The organism is Paracoccus laeviglucosivorans (assembly GCF_900182695.1).
GTDB classification, from domain to species: domain Bacteria; phylum Pseudomonadota; class Alphaproteobacteria; order Rhodobacterales; family Rhodobacteraceae; genus Paracoccus; species Paracoccus laeviglucosivorans.
This window is the reverse complement of record NZ_FXTK01000007.1, coordinates 68441-80705: the sequence shown is the minus strand read 5'-3', so window position 1 is coordinate 80705 and position 12265 is coordinate 68441. Positions and strand designations below refer to the sequence as shown.

9 protein-coding genes are annotated in these 12265 nt (G+C 64.4%); 4 read left to right on the top strand and 5 right to left on the bottom strand.

Annotated features, from left to right (window positions below):
* Positions 1-18: 18 nt before the first annotated feature.
* A complete protein-coding gene (locus tag FN835_RS09965; RefSeq protein ID WP_246098696.1) occupies positions 19-570 on the bottom strand; it encodes a P-loop NTPase family protein in 552 nt (183 codons plus the stop codon).
* 282 nt (positions 571-852) lie between these two features.
* On the opposite strand from FN835_RS09965, the gene FN835_RS09960 reads away from it, so the two are divergent.
* Both FN835_RS09960 and FN835_RS09955 read left to right on the top strand, forming a co-directional pair.
* Complete coding sequence (locus FN835_RS09960; protein WP_142663070.1) at positions 853-1875, top strand: glycosyltransferase family 2 protein; 1023 nt, start codon at positions 853-855, stop codon at positions 1873-1875.
* Complete coding sequence (locus tag FN835_RS09955; protein WP_142663069.1) at positions 1872-2699, top strand: glycosyltransferase family 2 protein; 828 nt, start codon at positions 1872-1874, stop codon at positions 2697-2699. Before FN835_RS09960 ends, FN835_RS09955 begins: the two co-directional genes overlap by 4 nt.
* On the opposite strand, the gene FN835_RS09950 is transcribed toward FN835_RS09955, so the two are convergent.
* On the bottom strand, positions 2696-3478 hold the full coding sequence (locus tag FN835_RS09950) for a hypothetical protein (protein ID WP_142663068.1): 783 nt from the start codon (positions 3476-3478) through the stop codon (positions 2696-2698). The two genes, FN835_RS09955 and FN835_RS09950, sit on opposite strands and share 4 nt — an antisense overlap.
* Before the next feature lie 359 nt (positions 3479-3837).
* Here FN835_RS09950 and FN835_RS09945 point away from each other — a divergent pair, with 359 nt between their 5' ends.
* Together FN835_RS09945 and FN835_RS09935 are read left to right on the top strand one after the other, a co-directional pair.
* The gene (locus tag FN835_RS09945; RefSeq protein ID WP_425467465.1) at positions 3838-4491 is read left to right on the top strand and encodes a sugar transferase; all 654 of its coding nucleotides are present in this window, start codon (positions 3838-3840) and stop codon (positions 4489-4491) included.
* Positions 4492-4915: 424 nt separating this feature from the next.
* Positions 4916-6118: a glycosyltransferase family 4 protein gene (locus FN835_RS09935; protein WP_142663126.1), complete on the top strand. Its 1203-nt coding sequence runs from the start codon at positions 4916-4918 to the stop codon at positions 6116-6118.
* Here the strand turns inward: FN835_RS09935 and FN835_RS09930 are convergent.
* Genes FN835_RS09930 through FN835_RS09920 form a run of 3 tightly spaced genes read right to left on the bottom strand, consistent with a single transcriptional unit; the run spans position 6099 to position 12264 of the window.
* On the bottom strand, positions 6099-6719 hold the full coding sequence (locus FN835_RS09930; protein WP_142663066.1) for a 4'-phosphopantetheinyl transferase family protein: 621 nt from the start codon (positions 6717-6719) through the stop codon (positions 6099-6101). The two genes, FN835_RS09935 and FN835_RS09930, sit on opposite strands and share 20 nt — an antisense overlap.
* The gene (locus FN835_RS09925; protein ID WP_142663065.1) at positions 6716-11302 is read right to left on the bottom strand and encodes a MupA/Atu3671 family FMN-dependent luciferase-like monooxygenase; all 4587 of its coding nucleotides are present in this window, start codon (positions 11300-11302) and stop codon (positions 6716-6718) included. The genes FN835_RS09930 and FN835_RS09925 overlap by 4 nt, the downstream gene beginning before the upstream one ends.
* Entirely contained in the window at positions 11299-12264 is a 966-nt protein-coding gene (locus tag FN835_RS09920; protein ID WP_142663064.1) for a glycosyltransferase family 2 protein, read from the bottom strand. The genes FN835_RS09925 and FN835_RS09920 overlap by 4 nt, the downstream gene beginning before the upstream one ends.
* Position 12265: the final 1 nt, after the last annotated feature.

The following is a 12265-nucleotide window of genomic DNA, read 5'->3' as shown; positions in this document are numbered from 1 at the left end:
ATTAATCCCGTATTCAGGTCAATCTTCGGATTTGTTCAAAACGACGCCCATCACCGGGGGCATACCGACCAGCAGGCGGTCGGCATGGGCCATATCGGCAGACGTGCCATTGCGGCCGTCGGCAACCAGCAACAGCGCATCCGCCAGCGGGATGCCCGCCAGCGCCGCGTCTTCGCCCAGCAAGGCCGCGCCGTCCATGATGACCACGGTATTGGTGCTGATGTCGCCCAGCTGTCCCAGCGCGGCCGCAAGCTGTTCATCCTGCAGCAGCTCGGCTGCCTCGGGCTCGGCCTGACCGGGGGCCAGAACGGCCAGATTGGGCAACTCCTCGATCGTGCAGATCAGGTCCGCCAACGGACGCCCCTTGCGCAGGGTGTCGGTCACGGAATCGCAGCCTGGGATGCCCAGTTCGCGGGCCAGACTGGGATTGCCAAGATCCATATCCATCAGCACGACATTCGTGTGCTGCTGACGCGCCAGCGCCAGTGCCAGATGGATCGAGACATAAGTCCCCCCCGCCTCACGTGTCAGCGGAACCACGGCAAGCTTGTGCCAGCCCCGATTGCGCATCTCGCGTAGGATCCGCGTCCGCAAAAGCGAAAAACGCTGCGAGATGATCTGCGCATGTGCCGCATCCGATGCGGTCCGCGCAGCTTCCCGGCGAATGAATTTGCTTGATACACTTTTACGTCCCGGCGCGGGGGTAGCACCACTTACCGGCGTCTTGTCCGGTGTCTTTCCTGTATCGGCCTGCAAACCTGTGGCCCCTCTGCCTCTGGTGGAACAACGACGACGAAGAACCCAGCATTGCGCCGATGACTTGGCCGCCCGCCGCATGGTAGCGTCCCGGCTATGAGCGCGACAACTGAAAACACGTCAGATCACGATAATGCATGGCAAATCACCGCGGCAGTTTCGCCACAGCAGGTGACCGCCATCGCCATTGGCCGCAACGAAGGTGAGCGGCTTATACGCTGCCTTGCCTCGCTGCTGCCGCAGGTGGGGCGCGTCATCTATGTCGATTCGGGTTCAACCGACGGTAGTGCGGCCCGCGCCTTGGAAATGGGGGCCGAGGTGGTGCAGCTTGACATGACAAAGCCCTTTACCGCCGCACGTGCCCGCAATGCGGGATTCGTCCTGACCGAGGGGTCCGAATTCGTGCAGTTCGTCGATGGCGATTGCGAGGTCGAGCAGGGCTGGATCGCCACCGCGCTTGCCGCGATGGCCGCCGATCCCAAGCTGGCGATCACGGCCGGACGCCGCCGCGAACGCAAGCCCGAAGCGTCGATCTATAACAGGCTGTGCGACACGGAATGGGATACGCCCATCGGTCCGGCGCAGGCCGTGGGGGGTGACATGCTGGTTCGCCGCGCCGCATTGGCTGAAATCGGCGGCTTCGACCCCACGCTGATCGCGGGCGAAGAACCCGAGATGTGCCTGCGCATCGCCCGTGCGGGCTGGGTCATCCGTCGCCTTGATGCCCCGATGACGCTGCACGATGCCGCAATGACCCGATACGACCAATGGGCGCGGCGTTCGCGCCGGGCGGGCCACGCCTTTGCCGAGGTATCGTGGCGCTATCGCGATGGCGCCGAACGGTTCTGGCAGCGCGAAACCAGACGGTCGGTCATCTGGGCACTGATCCTGCCGCTGCTGATTCTGCTGGGGCTGATCGTGACGCCATGGGCGCTGGTTCTGCTGCTGGCCTATCCGGCGCAGATTGCCCGGATGGCGATGCGCGATCCCGATGCGCGGGACCGCTGGCCTCGTGCCTTCTATACCATGCTGGGCAAGTTCCCCGAGGCGCGGGGCGTGCTGGAATTCCATCTTCGCCGCCTGCTGGGCCGCCGTTCGGGATTGATCGAATACAAATGACCCCCTGCTCTGTCCTGATCCCCGCCCATGATGAGGGCAAGTATATCGACGCCTGTCTGGACAACGTTCTTTCGCAGGAACATTCCGGCCCGGTCGAGGTCATCGTGATTGCCAACGGCTGCCGTGACGACACCGCGGAACGCGCAAGGGCACGCATGGGCGATTTCGCGGCGCGCGGCTGGGTGCTGCGGGTCGAGGAGCTGGCACAGGGCGGCAAGATCGGTGCGCTGAACCACGGCGATGCCTGCGCCAGCCATGACATCCGCATCTATCTGGACGCCGATCTGCGGATGTCCCCGCGCCTTCTGGCCAAGACGGTCAACGCTTTGGATGTGCCCCAACCCCGCTATGCAGGCGGTCGTCTGGTGGTTGCTCCGGCGAAAAGCTGGGTTTCGCGCACCTATGGACGGTTCTGGTCCAAACTGCCCTTTGTCGCGGATACGGTGACGGGCGCGGGACAATATGGCGTCAATGCCGCAGGTCGCGCGCGCTGGGGGGAATATCCGCAGGTCATCTCGGACGATACGTTTGCGCGACTGCAATTCACCGATGCCGAGCGCATCCTGATAGACGAGCCGTTCTATTGGCCCATCGTCGAGGGGTTTCAGACGCTGGTCCGCGTCCGCCGCCGTCAGGATACCGGCGTGGCCGAGATCGCGCGTCTTTACCCCGAACTGCTTCAGCGGCAGGGGCATGTGCGCCCCAACCGCACGCAGCTGCTGCGCCACGCCGCCGCCGACCCCATCGGCTTCGTCACCTACGCCGCCGTCGCGGTCGCCGTCAGAACGGGCCGCAACAAGCAGGAATGGGCACGCGGGCGCTAGTTGGCCACGCCGTTGAATTCGTCAACGGTTTCCTTGGCCAGACGTTGCAGCACATCTGCCACCTTGTCGGACGGCGTATCATAGGGACCGCCCATCCCCATCATGTTCCGCTCGGCCCCGATCGGGCTTTCGCCGGTCAGCACCGCGTAATTGATCAAAGCCACATAATAGAACCCGGCATCCGTGGGATGAATGTCGTCGCGGAAAAAGTCGCGAATCGAATACATGCCCGGCACCTCGCCCCGCTCGATCGCGTCATGCAGGCGGATCATGCCCTGCCCGGCGGGGATGATCCGCATCGGGGCCGTGCCCTCTGGCAGGGTCTTGTTCACCCCGTCCGCGATACTTTCCCACAAGGGCAGATTCTTGACGATCTGCTCGCGCCAGGTTTTCGTCGTGCCGGTGGTCTGATCGTCGATGCCTTCCCAGGTCTCATAGAGATACAGCTTGACCGCAGGATTGGCCTTGACCGCCAAGGCCGCCCAATCGGCGGCGTATTTCTGGCTGGCATGGTATTCCACAGTCGGCGCCAGCGGCACACGCTCGGTCATCACGAAAGCATCGACCGGATGCGTGGGCAACCATTCGCGCCCGTTCATACCCTGCGCATTGGCGCTTTCATTCCACTGCCATTCCAATGGCGCGCCGTTGATAATCTGAAACTCAACCGGGGTTTCCATCAGATTATGCATCATTTCCGGCAATGTCGGGCTGACAAGGCTGTGCCCAAGATAGAATGCCGACACCCCTTCAATCAGGAATTGAAACGCTGAACTCATTTAACAACCCTCGGGCTATTTAGCCGAATGACGGCCGCTTACCATTATAACCAGAGCCGCCATACAGAAAATCAACTGATGGTTGATTATGACAGAACGACCCCACCTAATACCGCGTGCAACCCATGCGATTGCCCCTATGTCACAAACCCTAGGCCACCAGACCCCTATCCTGCAACCCGTGAAATCTGCACTTAAGTCATTGAAAAATAACAAACCTATCCTTTTGGTTAGTCCCTCATTTCGATCTAGTTTTATTGGAACGGGCGGCTATACTGCCCCTTGTAACGATTAGGTAGGTTTTACCAATGCCGAACTCTACGGAATTTGTTTCTTCTGATTTAGATAATGTCGGTTCCTTGCTTCAGCAGACGCAAAGCGTCACCACGGAACCGGTCGGAGTGCGTTCGTTCTACGCACGCTTCATGAAACGCCCGCTGGATATTGCCGCCATTCTTGTATCGGCGCCGATTGTCCTGCCGGTCGTCCTGATTTTGGTCGCAATGATCGCGCTGCACGGTGACAAGCCGTTCTACAGCCAATTGCGTGTCGGTCGCTCGGGCCGCAGCTTCCGCCTGTGGAAACTGCGCACGATGGTCGATAATGCCGATGCGCGTCTGGTCGAATATCTGGCAGGCAATCCCGAGGCGAAAGCCGAATGGGATCTGACCCAGAAGCTGAAAAACGATCCGCGCATTACGCCGGTCGGTCGCTTCCTGCGCAAGACCTCGCTGGACGAACTGCCGCAGCTTTGGAACGTGTTCCTGGGCGATATGTCTGTCGTCGGCCCGCGTCCGATGATGCTGGACCAAGCACAGCTTTATCCCGGCGCAGACTATTATCACCTGCGCCCCGGCGTCACCGGCCTGTGGCAAATCTCGGATCGCAACGACAGCACTTTTGCCGCCCGTGCGACCTTCGACGCGGAATATGCCGCCGACCTTAGCCTCAAGGGCGATGCTTCGATCATCGCAAAGACCGTCGGCGTCGTTTTCCGCTGTACCGGCTACTGATATTTTAAAATGAATTTACCTAACGGACAGGGCTGTTTTCAGCCCTGTCTTGCGCTTTCGTGAAACTCAAGACAGGCAAAGCGGCGCCACCCGACCATCAAGGTCGTGACCGTCCCGCTGAGCGAGTATAGCAACAGCATCGACCAGAACGACAGGCCCAGATAAAGGCTACCTGTCAGCACGCTGACCGTCGCAATTGCGACACCTATGGCCAATATACCACTCAGCTGAACTCTCCTGCTCCAGACAAATCATTCAACTTGAATACTGCCAGTTGGTTCCAGAATCGCCACTGAAATCGTAGCCTCCTGCAACGAAGGGGGTAGTTCCGCCCATACTCCTGTCGAAGTGAGCGTATTATGGCCCAGACGGTAGCAATCAACCACCGTCGCCGGCATTTCTGCTTTTGAAAAGGGTTTACAAGCTGCGAATCGGTTATCTCGTCAATACATATCCGCGTCCCTCGCACAGCTTTATTCGCCGCGAGATTTCAGCGATCGAGGATCTGGGCTTTCAGGTGCATCGTTTTGCCATGCGCGGCGACGCCGCCGCACTGACGGACCCGGCGGATCAACAGGAACATGCCCGGACCGAGCGCGTGCTTGAGGCAGGTGCCGCAAAGCTGCTGAACGGTCTGGTCAAACAGGCGTCCAGCCCCGCGCGCATCAAGGCCGCGCTGGCCGTTGCGCAGGCGCGCGCAAAGGCAGGCGAATCCAACCTTGCCCTGCAGATCATCTATCTGGCCGAAGGCGCACGTATCGCCCGCCGCGCGCAGGAATTGGGTCTTGCACATATCCACGCGCATTTCGGCACCAACTCGACCCGCGTTGCAGCCTATGCCCGGATGCTGGGCGGCCCGCCGTTCAGCTTTACCGTCCACGGCCCCGAGGAATTCGACCGGCCTGCCGCGCTGGATCTGGGGGGCAAGCTGGCTCGGGCAGAGTTCTGCGTGACCGTCAGCAGCTATGGCCGGTCGCAGATGTATCGCTGGGCCGAAAGCGCTGATCTGCCAAAGGTGCAGGTGGTTCATTGCGGCCTTGACCTGACGCGCTGGTCCGATCCCGCCCCCCTGCCCGCTGGTCCGCTGCATCTGGTCGCGGTCGGGCGTTTTGCCGAACAAAAGGGCTTCGGCCTGCTGATCCGCGCCTTTGCACTGGCATGGCGTCAGAACCCCGCCCTGCGCCTGTCTCTGGTCGGCGACGGAGAGTTGCGCACCATGATTGAGGGTATCATCGCCGCCGAGGGCATGACGGACGCCGTAAGCCTGCTGGGCTGGCAAGACGAAGCCGGGGTCCGCGCCGCGATGGATGCGGCCCATGCGCTGGTCACCCCCAGCTTTGCCGAAGGTCTGCCGGTGGTCATCATGGAGGCGATGGCCCGCGCCCGTCCCGTGATCGCGACCTATATCGCGGGCATCCCGGAGCTGGTGCGCCCCGGACAGGAAGGCTGGCTGGTTCCTGCGGGCGATGCGGATGCGCTGGCCGGGGCGATGCTTCAGGCCGCGCAGACCGACCCATCGACGCTTGAAACGATGGGCCGTGCGGCTTTGGCACGCGTGACCGAACGCCATGACATCCGGGTATCCGCCAGTCAGCTTGCCGCGCTGTTCAGCCGCGCCAAAGGCTGATCGACAGGTAATAGCCCCCCGCGATCCCCCAGCGCGCGCCGATCAGGCGCGCGCCCATGCAGGCCCGCACCCGTTCGCCGCGCAGAACGGCGGGAACCGCACTGAAATCCAGCATCCGCCCGGTCAGCGGATATTGCGCCTTGAACATCGCTTCCTTGACGCAAAAGGCCAGCAGCGGCAGATCCTCTGACATGCGGTAAGGCGCCACGACCTTGGCCAGCCCATCAGGTGGCTTTCGGTCGCAAGGTTCGATGTCGATACCGATGGACGGCCCGCCCGCCGGGGCCGCGACCGCAACGCAATGCGCCCCGCTATGCGACAGGCTGGCGCGTAGACCCGGCGGCAGGTCGGGCTGCCGATCGGACCGGGGCGGGATCGCCCTGCTCTCGGCCAGCACATGCCCCGCCTCTGCAATCGCCAGCCGTAGGGCTGCACGTCCGATGGCGAATTCCTGACGCCGCTTGGGGACGGCGCGCGCGACCGCCTCTGCCTCGGCGGGCAAAAGCGGCGGCGCGGGCTGGTCCAAGGGAAGAACCGCACAGCCAAAGCCCTGCGGCATCAGGCGCCGCGCCAAGGCGCGCAGCGCCTCGGCTTCGGTCACTGGCCGCCGCGCAGTTGCGCCCGCAAGGCACGGCGCTTGGCCATTGCATCCTCGGCCGCCGCCGGTGCAGCCGTAACGGTCGGGGCCGCAACGGGCGCAGGGGCCACAACCGATGCAGCAGGTGCCGCATTGGCCGGGGCCAAGGTTGCGACATGGCGCATGAAATCGCCCAGCACCGGGAAGCGGAAGATGTCCGTGACCCCCAGGCGCGGCAGCGCCAGCTTGTCGCGGATGGTGCGATGCAACTGGATCGCCAGCAGCGAATGCCCCCCCAGCGCAAAGAAGTTGTCGCGCGGACCGATCTGCGCCACGCCCAGAACCTCGGACCAAAGCGCCTGCACCGCCGGCCCCAAATCCGCGGTCGGTGCAGCGACCGTGGTAGCCGGAGCGGCAAGGGTGGCCGCGACGGGTGCAGCCACCGCCACCGGCACGACGACCGCGCCCGGCATCGGCAATTGCTTGCGGTCGATCTTGCGGTTCGGTGTCAGCGGCATCTTGTCCAGCCGCATGATCCGGCCCGGAACCATATGCGCGGGCAGTGCCGTCACCAGCGCCTCGCGCAGCGCCTTTTCCTCGGCGACATCGCCGGTGACATAGGCCACCAACCGCTTGTCGCCCGGCGTATCTTCTCGGACCAGTGCCACTGCATCGCGCACGCCGGGCAATGCGCCCAGCGCCGCCTCGATCTCGCCCAGCTCAATGCGGAAACCGCGCAGCTTGATCTGGTGATCGGCGCGCCCGATATAATCAAGCCCGCCATCATCGCGCCAGCGCACCTGATCGCCCGTGCGATACATCCGCGCACCCCAGGGCGCGCTGCGATCCGCAGGCACGAAGGGATCGGGTCGGAACGCATTAGCCGTCAAATCCTCGCGCTGCCAATAGCCGCGCGTGACGCCATGGCCGCCGATCCACAATTCGCCCAAAGCCCCCGGCGCGACCGGCGCACCGTCCGGATCCAGCACGTAAAGCTGCGTGTTAACGATGGGACGGCCCAAAGTCACCTCGGGGGCGTCGGTCACATCGGCGGTGGTGGACCAGATCGTCGTCTCGGTCGGGCCATACATGTTCAGCACGCGGGCTTTCGTCACCTTGCGGATCTCGGCCAGCAGCGCGGGTGGCAGCGCCTCTCCGCCCAGCATCACGCATTTCAGCCGCGCCATTGCCCCGGCCACCGTAGGGTCGGATACCAGAATGCGCCCCATGCTGGGCGTGCATTGCAGATGCGTGACCCCCCAGCGCCGGATCTGTGCCGCGATGGAATAATCACCTGCATCCGGGTCGCTTGCCGGGTTCACCGCCGCACGAAGTTCGGCCAGCATCGGGAAGCCCGCGACCACCTGTTCCGGCGCGATGCCGTAATCGATCAGGCAGGCAATCTCGCCCACGCCGATGGTCTTCAGATGCTCGATCCGCGCGATGGCGTCGTCCATCGAGCCGAACAGCCCCGAATCCTCGAAATAGCGCAGGAAGGCGAATTCAAGGATGCCGTCCAGCTCCTCCTCGGACAGGCTGCCCAGATCGATCGCCATCGGGTTCGTCATGCCTTCGGGCTTGCGGAAGGCGGGGAAATCCCATGCGTATTGCTTGACCAGCGCGGCGGCACTGCGCAGGTAATTCTTCATCGGCTCGCGCGCGATTTCCCGCGCGGTTTCGCGATCCGCCGCCAGACAGGTGTGCAGCATCAGCGTGACGGTGAAATTCGCCGGATCGTGCCCCGCCGCCCGCAGGGCCGCGTGGTAATCCTTGACCCGCGCCGCCACGGTTTCGATGCTTTGGCCCAGCAGGTGGGTCAGGACGTTCATGCCCAGACGCCCGGCCTCGATCCACGTGTCGGGGTTGCCCGCGACCGTCATCCACAGCGGCAATTCCTTTTGCACCGGGCGCGGCTGGGTCACGACACCGAAGCTGCCGCCAGCGGCGCGCGGAAACTCGACCGCCTCGCCGCGCCACAGGCGGCGCAGCTGGTCGATGCCCGCGATCATCGCGGTCTTGTTGTTCGGCGGCGCGTTTTCCGGGCGCAGCACGAAATCATCCGGCTGCCAGCCCGAGGCGATGGCAAGCCCCGCCCGACCGCCGGTCAGGTTGTCGATGACGGCCCATTCCTCGGCCACGCGGGCGGGATGGTGCAGCGGCAGCACGCAGCTGCCCGCGCGCACGGCAATGTTTCTAGTCACCGCAGCCACCGCTGCGCCCGACACCGCCGGGTTCGGATAAGGGCCGCCAAAGGCGTGGAAGTGGCGTTCCGGCGTCCACAGCGCGACAAAGCCGTTTTCATCGGCAAACCGCGCGCCATCCAGCAAAAGCTGGTATTTGCGCGGGCCGGGGCCGTCATCATTGCCCCAATAGAACAGGCTGAAGGCCATTTCGCCCTGCACAACGGGGGCCGCGCCCGACACCGCCAGCCGCGATTCCTCGCCCGCGATGATCAAACGCAGGCCGCGCGCCAGCGACCAGAAAATCTCCAGCACCGAGATGTCAAAGGACAGGCTGGTCACAGCCAGCCACGCATCGCCTGCCTGATGCGGGATGACCGCATCCATGCCCGCAAAGAAGTTCGCGACGTTGCGATGTTCGACCATCACGCCCTTGGGCCGCCCGGTCGAACCCGAGGTATAGATCAGATAGGCCAGATTGCCCGGCCCGACAGCGGTTTCAGGGGCCTGCGCCGTCGCGGGAATGGCGGCGGGAATCGGCACGACCTGCGCCTGATGCGTGGGCAGGCGGTCCGCGATGCCGTCCTGCACCAGCACGACTTTGGCACCGCTGTCTTCGATATAAAGCTCGATCCGGTCGGCGGGGTAATCCGGGTCCAAGGGCACGTAGGCACCGCCCGCCTTCCAGATCGCCAGCGCGCCGATGACCAGTTCGGGGCTGCGCTTGGCGAACAGCCCGACCGGCTGATCCGGCCCGACGCCCAGTTCCACCAGCCGCGCGGCCAGCGCGTCCGAGGCACGCGACAGCTCGGCCCGCGTCATGGTGCGGTTTTCGAACGCCAGCGCCACGGCATCAGGTTCGGCCTTGGCGGCGTCCTCGATCAGGTCATGGATACAGGCCAGCCGCACATCCTGCGCGGTGTCGTTGCGCGTGACCAGCAGGTCGCGCAATTCGTCCGTGTCCAGCAGCGACACGTCTTTCAGCGCGGTTTCTGCGGGCAGGACCAGCCCGGCATCCAGCGCGCGGGCGATGCGATGCGCCTGAACGGCGCTCACGCGCGCAGGATCGTGGAACAACGCAGCCCCCGCATCGGTCAGGGCGATGGTCAGCGCAGCGTCCATCGGTTGGGCATCGCGCAGGTTGATCGCCAGATCGGGCCTTGCCGCCTCGCGCAGTTCGGGCGCGCGGCTGGGCAGATCGGCAAGAAAGAAACCATGCTTGGCCGCCTCGGCCTGCTCGGCGTCGATCTGTGCCGAAAGCTGGGCCAGCGTCATGTCGCCGTTCGTCTGGATCGCGATGGGCTGCCAGCCCGCGACCAGCGCATCGCCCGGCAAGTCCTGCGGACGCAGCGCCAGATCAAGCTGCGGCTGCGCGGCCAGACGCGCCAGAAGCGCCGCAGACAAAGCAACCCGCTCGGCCAAAGCGCCCGGCATCAGGTCAATACGCGCCATATCGCCCGAAGGCTCTCCCGGCAGCACTGCCGCGTTCATCCGGGCCAGACGCTTGCGCCACCAGCCATCATGCTTGGCCGCCGCGTCCGACAACTCGGTCAGCCGCGCCCGGTCGCCCGCTTCCAGCACCACGCCCAAGGGCGGCAATTCGCGAAACTGCAGCCGCACCGCGCCATCGGCAGTCGCAACCACCGCCGTATCCGCATCATGTGAGATCACGGTCCCCGGCGCAGCAGATCCCGCGACGACCCCCTGAAACGCCACCACGGCCAGCAGACGGTCGCCCACCAGCACCTTGGCCTCGGTCAGCGGGTTCCAATAGCCGCCGTGATCCAGACCGCGCACCAGCGCGCCGATCCGGCCCGAGGGCTGGTTGAAATCGATCACGCCGCCCGCCTCGGGGCGCTTGTCGCGACCGACATAGCTGCGCTGGGTCAGGTCTTGCGCCACGCGCTGCGGGCCTGCGCCCTCAAGCTGGGCCACGACATCGGGGAAGCTTTCCGCCGCACGGGCAAAGCAGCGGGCGTTCACCGTCAGCGCGGTATCGTCATCGCGCAGATCAAACAGGCGCTGCGCCAGAATATCGCCTTCGTCCACGCCGCCTTCGATCATGTGCCATGTGACGCCGTGCTGCGCCTGACCGCCGATGATCGCCCAGACCGGCGCATTCAGACCCGCCAGCTTCGGCAAGGGACCGTCATGGAAATTGATCGCACCCAGCCGCCCGCGCGCCAGCATCGCGGGCTTCAGGATCGACAGGTTCGCCACGCTGAACAGCCAATCGGCTGCCGGGGCGTCGGCGGAGATCGGAGCATCCTGATCCTCGACCACCAGCCCCGCGCCTTGCGCCCATGCGGCAAGTTCGGGATTGCGCGTGACGACCGCCGCAACGGCATGGCCGCGATCCAGCAGCGTTTCCGCCGCATGACGCAGCAGCAGTTCATTCCCAACCAGAATCGCTGAAAATTGCGTCATGGCTTACCCTTTTCAACATGAACGGGGGCGGGCTGGCGGCGCAAGGCATGGCGCGTCAACTGGCCCAGATGACCGGGAGGCGTGCCGGACGCGCGCCGCTGCATCAGGCAGCGAAGACGCCAGACGCCCTCACCCCCCAATGCCGCAGCCGTCGCCATCAGCGCCCCTGCCCGACCGTGATGCTTTTCGAAATAACGGCGGCGCGAGTCATACCAGTAATCCGGCGCGCGCTTCCATGTCTTCATGCCCGTGCTGGCCGAACCGATATGTTCGACCACGCTTTCCACGACATAATGGGTCTGGAACCCCGCCTTGGCCGCGCGACGGCACAGGTCGGTTTCTTCGTAATAAAGAAAAAAGCCTTCATCGAACAAACCGATGCGTTCCAGCATGTCCATGCGCATCATCATCGACGCGCCTGCCGACCAGTCCACGCGACCCGAGGTCGCAGGCTGGGGGATCGCCACGACCTTGTTGCGCAGCAGCTTGGTGATCGGGCCGGTCTTGCTGGCCGCCTCGAATTCGCCAGCCGCACTGGGAAAGCGGAAAGCGGTCAGATGCGGTTCGCCGTCCGTGCCGCGAATGCGCGAACAGGCGATGCCGGCTTCGGGATGGCGGGCCATGTAATCGACCAGTGCCCGGATCGCGCCCGGCTGCGGGATCGCGTCCGAGTTCAGCAGATAGACCAGATCGGGCCGCCGCCCGTCCGGCAATCGCTGACGGATGCCGTGATTGTTGCCCGCGCCGAAACCGCCGTTCCAGCCCGATTGCACCACGGCGATGCGCGGCCAGCCCTGCACGGCCTGCGACATCTTTTCGAACGACCCATCGCCCGAGTCGTTGTCCACGACCGTCACGCCACCGTCCAGCCCTTCGATCTCGCGCAGGGCTGCCTGCGCCGCGTCCAGCGACATTTCGGGCGTGCGCCAGTTCAGAACGACCACTTGCACCGATTGGGTCATC